This window comes from Cysteiniphilum sp. JM-1 (genome assembly GCF_008711525.1).
In the GTDB taxonomy this organism is placed as follows: domain Bacteria; phylum Pseudomonadota; class Gammaproteobacteria; order Francisellales; family Francisellaceae; genus Caedibacter.
Genome location: NZ_VXKS01000006.1, coordinates 124,147 through 140,577 on the forward strand (window position 1 = coordinate 124,147; position 16,431 = coordinate 140,577).

Below are 16,431 nucleotides of genomic sequence, written 5' to 3' on the forward strand. Positions count from 1 at the left end.
TAGGAGATAACGTGCATTCTAATCATTCTGATACCGTAAACAATACCGTCAAAAAACTAACTGCACTCGGGCTTTTTATTTGGAGTATTTGTGCACTTTTTTATGGCTTTGAATATTTTGTGCGCTCATCGACCAATGCCTTGGCTTTGTCATTACGTAATGACTATGGTTTTGACTCATCAACGATTGCTATTTTAGGTTCGGCATTTTACTTATCATACGTTATCTCACAGATTCCAGCAGGACTATTGGTAGATCGCTTTGGTGTTAAGCGCATCATGGTTTGTAGTACGTTTTTGTTTACCGTGGCGATGTTTATGTTCTCATTAAGTCATAATCCCATTGTGATGATCTTAGCACGTGTCATCGCAGGCTTTGCTGGAGGATTTGGCATTTTGTGTGCGTTAAAATCATTGTCACTATGGTTGCCAGATCGATTGTTTTCAATGTTTGTAGGCTTTACACAGTTTAGTTGCTATGCCGGCGGTGCGTTATCAGCATTGCCTTTGGTGCTGTTTTTGGATCACTACACCATTTCACAAGTGTTTTTTGTGGTCGCGATAATCAGTTTGGTGTTATTTTTGGTGAGTGCACTTTTTATACGTAAACACCCTTCAATGGATAGAAAGCGTCATTTGATTCACCAAGAGACAGTTTGGCAGCAAATTTTAGCGCTGGGTAAAATGGTTAAAAATCGCCAACTTTTGTTAAATGGACTATATTTTTTCACCATCTATGGTACAACCGTTGTCTTTGCTGATTTATGGGGGATTAGCTACTTAAGTAGTGTTCATCATATCACTGAAGCGCAAGCGGCATTTGCTTGCAGTTTGATTTTTATTTCGGTTGCTATCTCAAGCCCAATCTGGGGCACATTAGCGACAGTTATAAATAAGGACAAAGTTTTCTTAATATGGGCGCCGATTATTGGCTTTGTGGTTGTACTTTTACTCATTTATGTTGATTTAAATGTATATCTTATCTATCTGCTATGCTTTTTATTTGGTGCAATGCAAAGTGCGCATGTGCTTAATTTCTCGATGATTAAAGGGCATGTTCATGATAAGCAATTAGGTGTTGGTATTGCGTTTATCAATCTATTTTTGCCATTAAGTGGCGCGGTATTGCAGCCACTGTCTGGTTTCTTATTGCAGCTCTTTAAGGGCGCGCATGGTCTTCATCAAGCCTATCAATATATGATGATTTTAATCCCTGTTTTAATGTTACTATCCTTTATCATCGCGCTTTTTTTCAAAGAAGTTAGAACAAAAGATATTACTTTGTGATTGTGTTTTAGTCACAGACTTCAAGCTTTTCCGCTAAAATGCTAATTCGCCTATATTTTCAGGTATCTTAGGTTTATAATTGTCGCCGTTTTTAATACTTAGCTTTAATTGTTTTTTTGAGCTTTTTAAGTTTTAACTGTCTATGGAGGCAACATGTCTGAAAGGTTTCATGATATTGATACAACCGAAACGCAAGAGTGGCTAGAAGCATTAGAAGATGTCGTGACACGTGAAGGTGCCGAACGTGCTAGTTTTCTGGTAAATCGTTTATTAGATCGCGCTGGTGAAATTGGTATTGATAGTGCGTATGCGCCTGCGAAAAGTATTTCGTTTATGAATACGATTAAAGTGGCTGATCAGCCTGGTTATCCAGGGGATTTGGAAGTTGAGAAAAAGATTGAGAATCTTAATCGCTGGAATGCGGCGGTTATGGTTGCTAAAGCCAATAAAAAAGATGGCACATTGGGTGGGCACATCGGTTCAGGTGCCTCAATTATGACGCTTTATGAAGTCGGGTTTAACCACTTCTTCCATGCGCCAAGTGAAACAAAAGCAGGAGACTTAGTATTTTACCAAGGGCATACAACGCCTGTGATTTACGCGCGTTCTTACCTTGAAGGGCGTTTAACTGAAGAGCAGTTAAAGAACTTCCGTCAACAAGCATTTAATGGTGATAAAGGCTTATCATCTTATCCGCATCCGTATTTACAGCCAACCTATTGGCAGTTCCCAACAGTTTCAATGGGGCTTGGTCCATTGCAAGCGATTTATCAAGCACGCTTTATGAAGTATCTAGAAGCACGTAAATTAGCTGAAACCAGCAATCGCCGTGTATGGGCGTTTTGTGGTGATGGTGAGATGGACGAGCCTGAATCATTAGGGGCGATTAATCGCGCGGCACGTGAGGGCTTGGATAATCTGATTTTTGTGATTAACTGTAACCTTCAGCGCTTAGATGGTCTTGTTGATGGGAATGGCAAGATCGTTGAGGAATTCGCTCAGATCTTCACAGGTGCCGGTTGGAATGTCATTAAAGTATTATGGGGCAGTAATTGGGAGCCATTATTTGCCAAAGATACTAATGGCAAATTACAACAGCGTTTAGCGCAGATGAATGATGGTCAGATGCAGTTTGCACGTTCGCATGGTGGGCAAGATTTGCGTCAAACGATTTTTGGTGGCGATCCAGAGCTAGAAGAAATGGGCAAAGGTTACACTGATGAAGATGTACAAAACTTAATGCGTGGTGGGCATGATCCGATTAAGGTTTATGCTGCTTACCAGCGCGCTGTTAATAATACAACAGGTAAGCCAACGGTTATTTTACCAATGACGATTAAAGGCTATGGTTTAGGTGAGTGGGGTGAGTCTAAAAACATTGCGCACAATGTTAAAAAGCTTGATACCGCAGCACTAAAATATATTCGTGATCGATTTGATGTGCCGGCAACGGATGAGCAAGTTGAGAATATGGAATTTTTAAAATTCCAAGAAGGTTCTAAAGAACATGCTTATTTACATGCGCAACGTAAAGCATTAGATGGTTACGCGCCTGCACGCTTTGAAAATAACACTGCTTTACCGATTCCAAGTTATCAGGATTTTGGTCAGTTATTCTTAGAGGCAAGTGGTGATCGTGAGTTCTCAACGACAACGGCATTTGTACGTATGTTTGTTAATCTAACACGTCATAAAGAGCTAAAAGATCGTTTGGTGCCAGTGACAGTAGATGAATCACGTACGTTTGGTATGGAAGGTTTATTCCGTCAACTAGGCATTTATAATCATCGCGGTCAGCAATATGTGCCAGAAGATAAAGCGCAAGTGATGTATTACAAGGAATCAACGGATGGACAGATTATCCAAGATGGTATTAATGAAGCCGGCGGTTTTTGTTCATGGTTAGCGGCAGCCACTTCGTATAGTGTTCATCGTGTACCGATGATTCCATTTTATATTTATTACTCAATGTTTGGTTTTCAGAGAATTGGTGACCTTGCATGGTTGGCAGGTGATTCACATGCCAAAGGCTTCTTATTAGGAGGCACTGCAGGACGCACCACACTTAATGGTGAAGGGCTTCAACATGAAGATGGGCATAGTCATATTCAAGCCGGTCTTATTCCATCATGTATCTCTTATGATCCAACGTATGCGTATGAGCTTGCTGTTATCCTTTGGGATGGTATGCGTCGCATGTATGTTGAAGGTGAACAGGTTTTCTATTATGTCACGGTAATGAATGAGAACTATGTGCATGGTGCGATGCCTGAAGGCTCTGAAGAAGGTATTATCAAAGGCTTATATTTGTTAAAAGGTGCCAAAAAAGCCGATGCGAAAAAGCATGTACAGCTAATGGGTTCAGGCACCATTTTGCGTGAAGTTGAGGCAGCAGCTGAGTTATTAGAGAAAGATTTTGGTGTAACAAGTGATGTTTGGAGCATGACCTCAGCGAATGAGCTTTATCGCGATAGTCGTAAAGTAGCGCGCTGGAATATGCTTCACCCTGATAAAAAGGCACAACAGACGCATATTGAGAAATGTTTAAAAGACCATACAGGACCTGTGATTGCATCAACGGATTATATCAAGCTTTACACTGAGCAATTACGTGAGTTTATGCCTACAAATTATATTACCTTAGGTACGGATGGCTTTGGTCGCTCTGATTCGCGTGAGAACTTAAGAAGTTTCTTTGAAGTAGATCGTTATCATGTAGTTATTGCCGCGTTAACTGGCTTGTTACGCGAAGGTGCGGTGACTGCTAAAGTGGTTAAAGACGCGATTAAGAAATACAATATTGATCCTGAACGTCTTGATCCAGTAAGTCACTAATCGGGCGTTTTAAAACTAAATTAAAAAAATTAAAAAAATAAAAACAAGAGGAAAATTGCATGGCAGTACAAAAAGTCACAGTACCAGATATCGGTGACTATAAAGATGTTGATGTAATTGAGGTGAATGTCAACGTGGGTGATGTAATTGAGGCAGAAGACTCATTAGTTACCCTAGAAACAGACAAAGCGTCAATGGAAGTTCCAGCTCCCTTTGCAGGTGTTGTTAAAGAGATTAATGTCAAAGTGGGCGATAAAGTTTCAGAGGGCTCATTAGTTCTATCGGTCGAAACTGATGCAGCTGCTTCATCTCCATCACCTCAATCAGTAGAACCTGCAGCGGCAGAAGTTGCACCATCACAAGCGCAAAGTACACAGGTGATTGATGTGACCGTTCCTGATATCGGTGACTATAAAGGGGTTGATGTGATTGAGATTAACGTCAAACCAGGAGACGAGATCAATGCTGAAGATTCATTAGCAACGCTTGAAACTGATAAAGCATCAATGGAAATTCCAGCACCTGAATCAGGTAAAGTCGTTGATGTCAAAATCAAAATTGGTGATAAAGTATCACAAGGCGACTTGGTGCTAACCCTTGAAGTGACAGGTGCGGCAACTGTGGCACCTGCGCCAAAACAACCAGAAACCAAAGAAGCAGCGATAGCTTCTGCCCCAGCGGCTCAAGCTCAGTCAACTGCTGCAGTTGAAACCACGGATGTGCATAATACCAATGCACATGCATCACCTGCTGTGCGTCGTTTGGCGCGTATCTTAGGTGTGGAGCTGGCACGTGTTGTGGCAACAGGTCGCAAAGGACGTATTACCAAAGAAGACTGTGAAAATTATATCAAAAAAGCCGTGCAAGCCGTTCAGTCAGGCAATGTATCAAGTGGTGGTGGTTTAGATCTTTTACCTGATCCACAGATTGATTTTGCCAAATTTGGTGAGATTGAAGTCGAAAGCCTGTCACGCATTAATAAATTAAGTGCTAAGAACTTAGCGCGTAACTGGGTTAAGATCCCGCATGTGACTTTCTATGATGATGCAGATATTACTGATCTTGAAGAATTTAGAAATGCGAAAAAAGCAGCTGCTGAAAAAGCAGGGGTTAAAGTCACACCGTTGTCATTCTTGATTAAAGCCGCAGCTGTGGCATTAAAAGAATACCCACGTTTTAATAGCTCATTATCGAATGATGGTGAGAGTTTAATTGTTAAGAAATACTTTAATATCGGTTTTGCCGCAGATACACCAAAAGGTCTTGTTGTGCCGGTGATTAAAGATGCCGATCAAAAAGGGATCTTTGAGATTTCACGCGAGATTATGGAGCTAGTTAAGAAAGGGCGTGATGGTAAGTTAAAGCCTGATGATATGCAGGGTGCGACATTTACCATTTCAAGCTTGGGTGTTTTGGGTACGACAGCATTTACACCAATTATTAATATGCCTGAAGTGGCAATTATGGGTGTATCAAAGGCTGCGATTAAACCGGTGTGGAATGGTAAAGAGTTTGCGCCAAGAACGATGTTGCCATTGTCATTATCAACCGATCATCGAGTGATTGATGGCGCGTTAGCAGCACAGTTCTTAACGCGTTACTGTGCAATTTTGGCAGATTTAAGAGAAATACTTTTATAAACAAAGGGTAAAAAAATGAGTGATGTAAACAATATTAAAACAGAAGTCGTTGTCTTAGGTAGTGGACCTGGCGGTTATAGTGCAGCATTTCGTGCGGCAGATTTAGGTAAGAAAGTTGTACTTATTGAGCGTTATGACTCAATTGGTGGTGTGTGCTTGAATGTTGGATGTATCCCATCAAAAGCGTTGTTGCATGTCGCTAAAGTCATTAATGAAGCGCGTCACTTAGAAAAAGACGGCTTGATTAGTTTTGATAACTTAACTTTCAATAAAGATAAAATTTTAGGTTACAAAGATAAGATCGTTGGTCAGTTAACAGGTGGCTTAAAGGGCTTAGCAAAGCAACGTAAAGTTGAGATTGTTCAAGGCTATGGTAAGTTTACAGGTGCTAATGAAATCGCGGTTGAAACAAAAGATGGCGTTAAAAAGATTGCGTTTGAAAACGCGATTATTGCGGTGGGGTCTAGCTCAATTAAATTACCATTTATTCCAGAGGATCCACGTATTATTGATTCAACAGGTGCGCTAGAGATGAAAGAAGTGCCAAAGAAAATGCTCGTTATCGGTGGTGGTATCATCGGTCTTGAGATGGCGCAAGTCTATAGCGAATTAGGTACTGAAATTACCGTTGTTGAGTTTATGGATCAATTAATGGGTGCTGCTGATAAAGATATCGTTAAGCCTTATGAGAAAATGATGTCTAAGCGTTATGATATTCGCTTAGAGACTAAAGTGACGAAAGTTGAAGCGAAAAAAGATGGTCTTTATGTTTCAATGGAAGGTAAAAAAGCTGCTAAAGATGAGCGTTTTGATCGTATTCTCTTGGCGGTAGGGCGTACACCAAATGGTAAATTAATCGATGCTGAGAAAGCAGGGGTTAACGTTGACGAGCGTGGCTTTATCGCTGTAGATAATCAGTTAAAAACAAACGTGCCACATATATATGCGATAGGGGACGTGGTTGGTCAACCAATGCTAGCACACAAAGCGGTTCCTGAGGGGCGTATTGCTGCTGAGGTGATCTCTGGTATGAAGCATTACTTTGAACCAAAATGCATACCAGCAGTTGCTTATACTGATCCTGAAGTCGCATGGGTTGGTGTAACTGAAAAAGAAGCCAAAGAAAAAGGTATCAAATATGACAAGGGTGTATTCCCATGGGCAGCTAGCGGCAGATCACTTAGTATTGGGCGCAATGAAGGCATGACCAAAGTCCTGTATGATGAAAACCATGTCATCATCGGTGCTGGTATTGTTGGTCCAAATGCCGGTGAGTTAATTGCTGAAGCATCATTGGCCATTGAAATGGGTTGTGATGCTGAAGATATCTCATTGACGATTCACCCGCATCCAACCCTGTCTGAAACATTGATGATGGCAACAGAGGTTTATGAGGGGACGGCAACTGATATTTATGCGCCTAAGAAGAAGTAACTCTGATTACGACAACATGACCTTTTAAATTTTTAATATCTTATCAAGACATGCTCTTTGGGGCATGTTTTTATTTCCTTACTGTCAATATTGCTGAATGTGTCAATAAAAGACACAGTTACACAATGGAGTAATCATAATTGAATACAACAACGTTAGAGATTTTAAAGCAGTTAAGTCATGAGACTTATATTGATGGCACGACCATCGGTAATACGCTTGGGATTACACGCGCTGCGGTATGGAAAGCGATTCAAAAACTGCAAAATGATTATCATATAGCGATTGAGTCGCATCGTGTTCATGGCTATAAGCTACAATCACCACTTATTATGCTTGATCAAGCAAAGATTCTAGCAGCTGTTGCGGTTGAAAATGTAGCGCTTGAATGCTTAACAACCGTTGATTCAACCAATACTTACTTGCAGAATTCAGCGCTTAAAAGCGATTATCATATTTGTATCGCAGAAGAGCAGCGTCAAGGCAAAGGGCGTTTTGATCGTGTGTGGTGCTCACCTTTTGCTGAGAATCTATATTACTCACTGAAGGTAAGCTTACAAAAAGAATTAAGTGAGCTATCAGGTTTGAGTTTGGCAGTGGCAGTGAGTGTTGCAAAAGCTTTAGTGAATAAATATCCAACATTAGATATTAAAATCAAATGGCCAAATGATATTTATATCAATGCTAAAAAACTTTCAGGTATTTTGATTGAAGTTAAAGCTGAGTCAAATGCGCAAAGCCAGATTGTGATTGGTATTGGTGTGAACGTTAATATGCAGCAACGCGATGATATCACACAAGACTGGACATCATTGACAAGTGAATTAAATCATTATATCGATCGCAATGACTTAGCCATCGACATTAGCAATGAACTGATCTCAACATTAGAGCGATTTGAAAACAAGGATTTTAGCGCTTTTGTTGATGATTATGCTGAATATGATTATTTAAAAGGTAAAACGATTGGTTTAAATATTTTAAATAAAGAGGTGATTACGGGTATTGCTCATGGTGTCAATGCATTAGGTCAGCTGAGACTTAAGACTGATGATGGCGAGCGTCTATTTGCTTCAGGTGAAGCTTCTGTTATTAAAAAAAGCTAAATTTAGATACCTTCTTCAATATTCTCAGCCACCTGAAATTTTAAATAATTCTCAGGTGTTTCTAAGCTTATTTTACCTATTCTGCCTTGGCGGAAATCTTGGATAAGTTTCTCGGCAATATGATGCATATGCTGCTGCCCTAGTGTATTACCAACTTCTGTAAGCATCTGTTCTAAATCTTCTGAGTCTTCAGTAATTTTATAACGAGAACTTAATACCCCAGAGTAATCTTCTTTTAATAGTTGCAGCATAAAATAAGCAGTTGTTGGATAATCCATGGCAGTATCACGAATCGAACCAATCGCGGCAAGTTTGAAGCCACAACCCTCATCCTTCGGGCTTGGAAACATAATCCCTGGTGTGTCATTAAGATAAAAATGTTTTTCAATCTCAATTTTTTGCTGCCTTTTAGTGACGGCAGGCTCATTGCCCGTTTGTGCGATTTTGCGCTTGGCAAGACTGTTAATAAGTGTTGATTTGCCAACATTAGGAATACCAAAAATAACCGCACGTATTGGCTTTAAAAGCGTGCCGCGATTGGGCAGCTGCTTTTTGCATAATTGTATGATCTTTTGCGCGCTTTTTTTATCACGTGCAATGTCCAAGGCAATCGCCTTACCATTATAAAACTGAAGCCATTGTTTGGTGACTTTAGGATCAGCAAGATCAGATTTAGAGAGAATCTTAATAATCGGTTTGCTTTTGGCTGCTTCATGCAATACCGGATTGGCACTTGCCTCAGGTGCGCGCGCGTCAACAACTTCAATTGCAATATCAATTTGTGGCATAAGCTTAATAAGCTCTTTTGTTGCTTTGTGCATATGCCCTGGAAACCAGTGAATCATCGTAAGGTAAAATATATTTATAGTAAATTGATCGCTACCTTAGCGTATTTGCCCAGTGAAGTAAACAATATGAAGAAACGGGTGAGGGGAATTTAAATTCTGTAAATTTCTGCCAATTAGCGATTTATTCACTATTTTCTTTTGGCTATAATGAGCCCTCGACGTAAGAGGATTAAGCCATACGAGGTTATTCATGGGATTAAGAACACCTTTATATGAAAAGCATTTACAACACAATGCACGAATGGTTGACTTTGCTGGCTGGGAGATGCCTATTCAATATCAAGGCGTGATTGAAGAGCATCATGCAGTACGCAAAAGTGCCGGCATGTTTGATGTTAGTCACATGCTAACGGTTGATATTATTGGCAAGGATGCAAAGCGCTTTATTCGATTTTTATTAGCCAATGATATTAATAAAGTACCACAAGGCAAGGCTTTGTATTCTTGTATGCTCAATGAAGGAGCAGGTATCGTTGATGATCTTATCGCTTATCATTTTAGGGATGACTTTATTCGATTGGTGATTAATGCTGGCAATCGCACAACAGATGTTCAGTGGATGAATAAACATAAAAGCAATTTCGACGTCAAGATTAATGTACGTGATGATTTGGCAATTATTGCTGTGCAAGGACCTGAGGCGCGGCAAAAGGCTGATGTTGCATTAGCAAACTTAGCTACAGAAGAGGTGAGAAATTTAAAACCATTTAGCATGCATAAAAATGGTGAGTGGATGATTGCGCGCACTGGTTATACCGGTGAAGATGGCTATGAAATCTCATTACCTGCAAGTGAAGTAGCTGCATTTTGGGATAAGTTGATTGACGAGGGTGTAACCCCTTGTGGTCTAGCTTCACGCGATACTTTACGCTTAGAAGCGGGGATGAATCTTTATTCCCAAGATATGGATCAAACGACAACACCAATTGAGTCAGCATTAATGTGGACAGTAGCATTAACTGATGATCGCGACTTTATCGGGAAAAAGGCGTTACTAAATAAAAAACCTGCAATTGATAGCAAGCTTGTCGGTTTGGTACTTTTGGATCGCGGTGTACTGCGTCATGGTCAAAAAGTTGTGGTTGAAGGAAGTAGTAAAACAGGGGTTATCACCAGTGGCACTTTCTCACCAACACTATCTGAAAGTATAGCGCTTGCACGTATTCCTAAAGATGCTGAGAATGTATTTGTTGAAATCCGTAATAAACAAGTACCGGCTAAAATCGTGCAATTTCCTTTTGTACGCAAAGGCGAAAAAGTATATAGAGAATGCCAAAAGGCAGTGACTGAAAATTAATATCTTAATGAATGACATATAAAACCTAAGGAGAAAAAAATGGCAGAAATAAGAGAAGAGTGTCGCTACAGCAAGTCACATGAGTGGGTGCGTGTTGAGGGTGATATTGCCGTTTGTGGGATTGATGATTTCGCGCAATCAAGTGCAGGTGAACTTGTATTTGTTGAGCTGCCTGAATTAGATGATGAAGTAAAAGCAGGTGATGATGTCTGTGTTGTTGAATCAGTTAAAGCTGCATCTGATGTTTACGCACCAGTCTCAGGAACAATTGTTGAGGTCAATGAAGCATTGATTGACTCACCGTCAATGGTTAATGAAGGATGCTATGATGAGGGCTGGTTATTCAAAATTAAAATGGATGATCCAACCGAGTTAGATGATTTATTGTCTGCAGAAGAATATGCAGATGAGCTTGATGCTTAAGTTTGGCATATAAAGAGACGCCCGATGAGCTGTGATGACATCGGGCGTTTTTGTTTGTAATGATAAAATACGATGATAACTTTTTAAGTGTAAGTAGGGGCGTATTGAATACGCCCTTGTAAGTAAGATGATAAAAACATAGTAACAATGAAAAATAAGTTGCACTACTTATTACCTCGCCCCTTGTGGGAGAGGTCGTGCAGCATTAAGCTGCGCGGGTGAGGGGTAATTAAAATTCAACTTATTTTTTATCATGATATAAGGAGCCTATATGCCTTTTGTGCCGCATACCGAGCGTGACATTGATATGATGCTTTATACGATTGGAGCAAAAAAAGTTGAAGACTTGTTTGATGAGATTCCCCAATCGATTAAAAGTAAAAGCCATTTGAATTTGGCAGATGGTTTGAATGAGTGCCAAATGCATCGTTTGTTTAATGATAAGTGCGCTAAAAATATTCCGCAAACCAACTTTATTGGTGCGGGTGCTTATCAGCATTACACGCCAGCGATTGTTACGGATGTCATTAGTCGTGGTGAGTTTTATACTTCATATACCCCATATCAGGCAGAAGCCTCACAAGGGACATTACAAGTGATCTATGAATATCAGACAATGATTGCTTCATTAACGGGGATGGATATCTCTAATGCCTCGATGTACGATGGTGCCACAGCGTTAGCTGAAAGCGTGTTGATGGCAGTGCGTGCTAATAAGAAAATCAAAAGTAAGAAAGTGCTGATTACGGATGCGATTTTCCCGCAGTATGTCGATGTCATTAAGTCCATGACACATGCCCAAGGGATTGAACTTGAGTTTTTAACGCCAAATCCAAATGTTGGTAAAACTGAAATTGATGATTTACCTGAAATTGAAGTGGGTGATTATGCCGCTGTTATCGTGCCGCAGGTTAACTTCTATGGTCAGATTACCGAGTTTGATGCAATCACCGATTGGGCGCATGAGTCTTCAGTAATGGTTATCGGTCTTGTCAATCCAATGACGCTAGGCTTGTTAAAAGCACCTGGCTATTGGGGAGAAGAGGAAGATGGTGCCGATATTGCTTGTGGTGATGGTCAAAGTTTAGGCTTGCCTTTAAGTGGAGGTGGTCCTTATTTTGGGTTTATTACCACCAAGGAAGAGCTATCGCGTCAAATGCCAGGGCGCATTGTCGGACGCACGGTTGATGTTGATGGTAAAGAAGCGTTTTGTTTGACACTGCAAGCGCGCGAGCAGCATATCAGACGCGCGAAAGCGACATCAAATATTTGTTCAAATCAAGGCTTACTTGTCACAGCAGCAACAGTTTATATGACACTGATGGGAGCTGTTGGCTTAAAAGAAGTGGCATTACAATCGCACCAAAACACGCATCGATTGATAGAGAAGCTAGCAAAGATACCAGGTGTTAAGGTTCGTTTCACACATAACTATATGTATGAAATGGTTGTGGACTTGCCGATTTCAGCCAAAGAAGCTAAGGCGCTTGCGACTAAAGAGCAGGTTCAGTTAGGTTATGATCTTGGGCAGTTTGATGCGCAACAGGCCAATAGCTTATTGGTGTGTGTCACTGAAGTGCACAATGAGACGGATCTAAATCGCTATGTCGATGTATTAACAAAAGTTCTAGCAACCTGTGCAGCAGAGGTATAATCAATGACAGTTAGTTTTGAAAAATCAGCGGAAAATCGTAGAGCAAATTCACAAAAATGGGCAGTATCAGATACTATCCATTTTGACCAAAAACATTTGCGTGATGATAAGCCCTTATTACCAGAATTAGGTGAGCTTGAAGTCTTACGTCATTTCACCAAGTTATCGCAAAAGAACTTCTCGATTGATACGCAATTTTATCCATTGGGTTCATGTACGATGAAATACAATCCACGTATTGCGTTGAAGTGTGCGTTTAATCCATCGATATTAAATATCCATCCTTATCAAGATGAATTGACACAACAGGGTCTGTTGGAGATGCTGTATGAATTACAGGAAATTTTAAGCGAAGTCACAGGTATGGATGGTGTGTCACTTGTGCCTTGTGCCGGTGCTCAAGGTGAGTTTGCCGGTGTGCAGATGATCAGGGCGTATCATATTGCCAATAATGAAGCACATCGCAATGAAATCATTGTGCCGGATGCCGCACATGGTACCAATCCTGCAACCGCGGTGATGGCAGGGTGCAAAGTGATTGAGATTCCAACATCACTTAAAACCGGTGACATTGATATTGAGGCTTTAAAGAAAGTCCTAGGACCTAATACGGCAGGGATTATGCTAACCAACCCATCAACGATGGGCGTATTTGAACGTGATATCGAGCAGGTGGCTAAGCTTGTGCATGAGGTGGGCGGGCTTTTATATTATGATGGTGCGAATTTAAATGCGATTATGGGTAAAGCCAAACCAGGCAAAATGGGCTTTGATGTAATGCATATGAATGTTCACAAAACCTTTGCAACACCGCATGGCGGTGGTGGACCAGGAGGTGGACCGATTGCCGTGAATAAGCGTTTATTGCCTTATCTGCCAGTGCCAACCATTGTTAAAGAGGGTGATATCTACCGCATCAAAGGTAAAGAGGCAATTCCACAAACCATTGGTGCGATGCATGCCTTTATGGGTAATGTTGGCGTGTTGATTCGTGCTTATGTTTATCTTAAAACATTAGGTGGTAATGGTTTAACCAAAGCTTCAGAGATCGCCACATTAAATGCCAACTATATGATGGCACGTTTGAAGTTGGCAGGCTTTACCATCGCATTACCTAATCGTCGTGCGTCACATGAATTTATTGTTTCATTAGCACCTGAGAAAAAAGCCTATGGTGTTAATGCCAATGATTTTGCTAAGCAGCTTCTAGATCATGATATGCATGCCCCAACGATGTATTTTCCATTGTTGGTGCCCGAGTGTTTATTGATTGAGCCGACTGAGACAGAAACGCGCGAGCAAATGGATCAGTTTGTTAATGCGATGATTGAAATTCGTGAGTTAGCACGAACGAATCCTGAGAAAATGAAAGAAGCTCCGTTAACGCAACCGGTAAAGCGCGTTGATGATGTTAAAGCCGTGCGCGAGCTTGATGTTGTCTTTGGGCAGTGCTGCTAACAAAGTAGAGTGTTTGGCTTCGACTGACGCTCAGCCAACGGGGAATAAGCTTATGCAAGCATTTGTTTATATACTTGAATGTAGTGATGGAAGTTATTACACAGGGAGCACCAAGAATGTTGAGCTTAGGCTGTGGGAGCATCAAAATGGTCAAGGAGCAAATCATACACGTAAGCGTTTGCCAGTAAAGTTAGTATTTGTTGAACAATTTGATCGAATTGATGAGGCTTATGCTCGAGAAAAGCAAATTCAAGGCTGGAGTCGAAAGAAAAAAGAAGCCTTAATTCAAGGTGATTATAATCAGTTACATATATTATCGATTTGCCGAAATTCTAATAAGAGCAAAAATTCACCAGAAGATCATTGATAGGGGGTTCCACCTTCCTCATCATATGACCACGTTGCCTGAGCGTAAGTCGAAGGCAAGTAAGAGTTATGTTGAGCGTTTATTTGCAATATTTGAGTGAACAAATGCCACGATAATTAAACCAATCCCAACAGTCCCTGTTAACCATTCTGGTACATGAGTGTAGATCTTGATAAACATAATAATCGCTAAAAAGCCAATGGCGTAATGTGCGCCATGCTCAAGATAGCGAAATTTCGTTAAGGTTTGATGCTCAACAAAGAAGATGGTTAGTGAGCGCACATACATCGCACCAATACCTAAACCAATCATGATAATGAAAATATTCGTTGAAATGGCAAAGGCACCAATCACACCATCAAAGCTAAAAGACGCATCTAATACTTCAAGATATAAAAAGCCCATAAGACCATTTTGCATAACCTTGCCCGTCATATTGCTACCAAAGGCGTGGTTTAAAATACCTAATGCTTCATGCACCATTAAGCCCATTAAAAATGCAAGTGCCAGTGTGCCACCTTGATTAGTATCTGCATTGTAAATAACGATAAAGCCAATAATTAATGCAAAGATAATATAGCCACCTGGATAGTGGCGAATCAGGCTAATAAATCTATTTTCTTCAATTGCAGGGATCCAGTGAAGATCATGTTTCTCAGCAACGAAAAACTTCAAAAACACCATGATTAGAAAGCCACCACCAAATGCGCAAATCGTGGGAAAACCGAGTTCTAAAGCATGCTGGTAAGCCGCAGGATCATTAGTAGCAAGCTTAAAAACATCAAGAAAAGATAGGCTTGTCGTCACACTGACCAAGAGGATAGGGAAGATCAAGCGCATGCCAAATACAGCAATTGGCAAACCAATCCAGATAAATATTTTTTGCCATTTTTTAGGCATTTTCGCCAATACTTTAGCATTAACGACTGCATTATCAAAACTCAATGAAATCTCCAAGAGTGCCAAAACCAAAATCAAATAAAGCGCATAGGCTTTGTGTGTTGGTTCAAGCATGACTGCGGCAATAATGCCAACAATCGTAATGAAAAAAGCACTGTAAAAATACTTAAGGTTTTGATGCATGTTTATTATCCTTCTATCCTTGCCATTGTTTCATTTGAGGTAAATTTAGTCCAAAAACATCGAGTGTACGATAAACAAAGTCATCGATGATGTCATCAAGCGTTTGCGGTTTGTGATAAAAAGCAGGTACAGGCGGCATGATGATCGCACCTGCTAATGTCGCTTTTTGCATGTTTTCAATGTGTATTAAGCTAAATGGCGTTTCTCTTAAGCAAATAATCAGTTTACGTCGCTCTTTGAGCACGACATCCGCAGCACGCGCGATTAACGAATCACCTATGCCATTGGCAATTTCAGCCAAGGTTTTGGTCGATGAGGGAATGATGATCATGCCATCGGTTGGATAGGAACCACTGGCAATTTTAGCGCCAATATCAGCATTAGCATAATAGCTATGTGCTAAGGATTTGATCTCTTGTGAGCGATACGCTGTTTCGTATTCACGTGTCATTTCAGCGGGTTTTGATACGATTAAATGCGTTTCAATGCCTTGCACTTTTAGAACTTTGAGCATTCTGACAGCATATTCAATGCCAGTGGCACCGGATAACGCAATAATAATTCGATTATGTTTAAGCATGTGCTTGAATAATAAAGTCATCATTTAAATTGGTTGGAAGTATATATGACAGGTGCGGTATTTTATAGATGTTTTTGTAGGGGCGTATTGCATACGCCCCAGAGCAATGATGAGCAAATAAGTGTGCTATTTTTAATTTAATATCTGCTCAATACCCAACTTGGTAAGCAAAATTTCTGAAACGTAGACAGCATAAGGCATTGAGCCATACACAAAGTTGAGTTAAGGCACTACAGATTTTTTTTGATTTTTTGTGGAGACGTGATCGACGCATTATAGCGTTGTGATGATCTGCTTTAGCGGAATAGCTGGCGCATTACAGGCTTTATAAATCTTAGACTGCTCATGATTGGGCTTAGTTGACTTACGAATATGTAAGGTTTTCCCTTCTTTGGTTTGCATCGTTGTCGTGACACGATA

At 40.5% G+C, this 16,431-nt stretch carries 13 protein-coding genes; 10 read left to right on the forward strand and 3 right to left on the reverse strand.

Annotated elements, in window-relative coordinates; genetic code table 11:
* Positions 1-11 precede the first annotated feature (11 nt).
* The 5 genes from F3D68_RS04380 (at position 12) to F3D68_RS04400 (ending at position 8,301) form a co-directional block, all read left to right on the forward strand.
* Positions 12-1,286, forward strand: a complete 1,275-nt coding sequence (locus tag F3D68_RS04380) for an MFS transporter (RefSeq protein ID WP_151193247.1) — start codon at positions 12-14, stop codon at positions 1,284-1,286.
* Between the two features lie 153 nt (positions 1,287-1,439).
* Positions 1,440-4,121 carry a pyruvate dehydrogenase (acetyl-transferring), homodimeric type gene (gene aceE, locus F3D68_RS04385; protein WP_151193248.1) on the forward strand — a complete coding sequence of 894 codons (2,682 nt, stop codon included), beginning with the start codon at positions 1,440-1,442 and terminating at the stop codon, positions 4,119-4,121.
* Positions 4,122-4,180: 59 nt separating this feature from the next.
* Positions 4,181-5,761, forward strand: coding sequence for a dihydrolipoyllysine-residue acetyltransferase (gene aceF / locus F3D68_RS04390; RefSeq protein WP_151193249.1), 1,581 nt, complete (start codon positions 4,181-4,183; stop codon positions 5,759-5,761).
* A 15-nt stretch (positions 5,762-5,776) separates the two neighbouring features.
* The gene (gene lpdA / locus F3D68_RS04395; RefSeq protein WP_151193250.1) at positions 5,777-7,195 is read left to right on the forward strand and encodes a dihydrolipoyl dehydrogenase; all 1,419 of its coding nucleotides are present in this window, start codon (positions 5,777-5,779) and stop codon (positions 7,193-7,195) included.
* A gap of 140 nt (positions 7,196-7,335) precedes the next feature.
* Positions 7,336-8,301: a biotin--[acetyl-CoA-carboxylase] ligase gene (locus tag F3D68_RS04400; RefSeq protein WP_151193251.1), complete on the forward strand. Its 966-nt coding sequence runs from the start codon at positions 7,336-7,338 to the stop codon at positions 8,299-8,301.
* A gap of 2 nt (positions 8,302-8,303) precedes the next feature.
* Here F3D68_RS04400 and ylqF read toward each other — a convergent pair whose 3' ends face one another.
* Positions 8,304-9,146, reverse strand: coding sequence for a ribosome biogenesis GTPase YlqF (ylqF, locus tag F3D68_RS04405; RefSeq protein ID WP_151193252.1), 843 nt, complete (start codon positions 9,144-9,146; stop codon positions 8,304-8,306).
* Positions 9,147-9,339: 193 nt separating this feature from the next.
* Here ylqF and gcvT point away from each other — a divergent pair, with 193 nt between their 5' ends.
* The 5 genes from gcvT to F3D68_RS04430 all read left to right on the forward strand — a co-directional run bounded on the left by gcvT (position 9,340) and on the right by F3D68_RS04430 (position 14,348).
* The gene (gene gcvT / locus F3D68_RS04410) at positions 9,340-10,446 is read left to right on the forward strand and encodes a glycine cleavage system aminomethyltransferase GcvT (protein ID WP_151193253.1); all 1,107 of its coding nucleotides are present in this window, start codon (positions 9,340-9,342) and stop codon (positions 10,444-10,446) included.
* Between the two features lie 39 nt (positions 10,447-10,485).
* Positions 10,486-10,869 (forward strand): glycine cleavage system protein GcvH, encoded by a 384-nt coding sequence (gene gcvH / locus F3D68_RS04415; RefSeq protein WP_151193254.1) that lies wholly within the window; start codon positions 10,486-10,488, stop codon positions 10,867-10,869.
* A gap of 271 nt (positions 10,870-11,140) precedes the next feature.
* Positions 11,141-12,523, forward strand: coding sequence for an aminomethyl-transferring glycine dehydrogenase subunit GcvPA (gene gcvPA / locus F3D68_RS04420; protein ID WP_151193255.1), 1,383 nt, complete (start codon positions 11,141-11,143; stop codon positions 12,521-12,523).
* Between the two features lie 3 nt (positions 12,524-12,526).
* Positions 12,527-13,981 (forward strand): aminomethyl-transferring glycine dehydrogenase subunit GcvPB, encoded by a 1,455-nt coding sequence (gcvPB, locus tag F3D68_RS04425; protein ID WP_151193256.1) that lies wholly within the window; start codon positions 12,527-12,529, stop codon positions 13,979-13,981.
* Positions 13,929-14,348, forward strand: a complete 420-nt coding sequence (locus F3D68_RS04430) for a GIY-YIG nuclease family protein (RefSeq protein WP_224728226.1) — start codon at positions 13,929-13,931, stop codon at positions 14,346-14,348. The genes gcvPB and F3D68_RS04430 overlap by 53 nt, the downstream gene beginning before the upstream one ends.
* A gap of 66 nt (positions 14,349-14,414) precedes the next feature.
* Here F3D68_RS04430 and F3D68_RS04435 read toward each other — a convergent pair whose 3' ends face one another.
* Together F3D68_RS04435 and F3D68_RS04440 are read right to left on the reverse strand one after the other, a co-directional pair.
* A complete protein-coding gene (locus tag F3D68_RS04435; protein WP_151193257.1) occupies positions 14,415-15,431 on the reverse strand; it encodes a DUF475 domain-containing protein in 1,017 nt (338 codons plus the stop codon).
* 13 nt (positions 15,432-15,444) lie between these two features.
* The gene (locus tag F3D68_RS04440; protein ID WP_224728227.1) at positions 15,445-16,035 is read right to left on the reverse strand and encodes a UbiX family flavin prenyltransferase; all 591 of its coding nucleotides are present in this window, start codon (positions 16,033-16,035) and stop codon (positions 15,445-15,447) included.
* Between the last annotated feature and the right edge of the window lie 396 nt (positions 16,036-16,431).

Bases quoted from the DNA above. Each gene is read 5' to 3' on its own strand.
- aceE (WP_151193248.1), top strand. From the start codon at position 1,440: ATGTCTGAAAGGTTTCATGATATTGATACAACCGAAACGCAAGAGTGG.
- aceF (WP_151193249.1), top strand. From the start codon at position 4,181: ATGGCAGTACAAAAAGTCACAGTACCAGATATCGGTGACTATAAAGAT.
- lpdA (WP_151193250.1), top strand. From the start codon at position 5,777: ATGAGTGATGTAAACAATATTAAAACAGAAGTCGTTGTCTTAGGTAGT.
- ylqF (WP_151193252.1), bottom strand. From the start codon at position 9,146: ATGATTCACTGGTTTCCAGGGCATATGCACAAAGCAACAAAAGAGCTT.
- gcvT (WP_151193253.1), top strand. From the start codon at position 9,340: ATGGGATTAAGAACACCTTTATATGAAAAGCATTTACAACACAATGCA.
- gcvH (WP_151193254.1), top strand. From the start codon at position 10,486: ATGGCAGAAATAAGAGAAGAGTGTCGCTACAGCAAGTCACATGAGTGG.
- gcvPA (WP_151193255.1), top strand. From the start codon at position 11,141: ATGCCTTTTGTGCCGCATACCGAGCGTGACATTGATATGATGCTTTAT.
- gcvPB (WP_151193256.1), top strand. From the start codon at position 12,527: ATGACAGTTAGTTTTGAAAAATCAGCGGAAAATCGTAGAGCAAATTCA.
- F3D68_RS04430 (WP_224728226.1), top strand. From the start codon at position 13,929: ATGATGTTAAAGCCGTGCGCGAGCTTGATGTTGTCTTTGGGCAGTGCT.
- F3D68_RS04435 (WP_151193257.1), bottom strand. From the start codon at position 15,431: ATGCATCAAAACCTTAAGTATTTTTACAGTGCTTTTTTCATTACGATT.
- F3D68_RS04440 (WP_224728227.1), bottom strand. From the start codon at position 16,035: ATGATGACTTTATTATTCAAGCACATGCTTAAACATAATCGAATTATT.